The 787-nt window shown below is 40.4% G+C and carries 1 protein-coding gene; it reads left to right on the top strand.

Annotation, left to right across the window (positions count from 1 at the left end):
- Positions 1-120 precede the first annotated feature (120 nt).
- Positions 121-787: hemerythrin family protein (locus R7R78_RS25620; RefSeq protein WP_225474554.1), on the top strand; the 667-nt coding region annotated here is incomplete at its 3' end.

The following is a 787-nucleotide window of genomic DNA, read 5'->3' as shown; positions in this document are numbered from 1 at the left end:
TTGACTACTCAGTGAGGCGTTAGAAAACTTTTATCGTTACTATTCCCTATATTTATTGTGGTATTTCAGGTTGCGGCATGGTGACTTGATATAGACTCGTTGATATTGGGAGTAGTAACGTTGAATTCATTTCGTTGGGACATCTATTTTGAAACAGGAATCGAAGATGTTGACGATCAACACCAGTATCTCGTTGAGTTTATTAATAAGTACGGCAAACTTTTGACGCGAAACACGATTTCGATAGCGGATATTCAGAGCGCGTTATTTGAACTCTCTCGTTACGCCGAATTTCACTTCAAAGAAGAGGAAAATTTAATGAGAGAAGTGGGGATTCATCACGAGCATCTCCAAAAGCATATTCAAGTACATCGCACTTTTATGGGCGATATTGTCAGCATGCAAAGTTTTATTAACGAAGATAATCGGCAATCAGCGGAGCAGTTGTTGGATTTTCTCATTCATTGGTTGGCGTACCACATTCTTGGCATCGATCAAAATATGGCGAAACAGATCAAAGCCATCGAACGAGGCGTTTCTCCTTTAGAAGCTTATCGCGAACAAGAGCAACAAGCTAACGCGTCTACCGAGCCATTACTAGAAGCACTCAATGCGCTGTTTTCTCAAGTGTCCGAACGTAATCGTGATCTCTTAAAACTCAATTTGGAATTAGAAGAAAAAGTAGAAGCAAGAACGAACCAGTTGTTAACGGCAAATAAGCAGCTGGAAGCACTGTCATTAACGGACTCATTAACTCAACTTCCTAATCGACGCAGTGCAATCAAAA

This window comes from Vibrio sp. 2134-1 (assembly GCF_033339495.1).
This window is presented reverse-complemented; position numbering and strand designations above follow the sequence as displayed.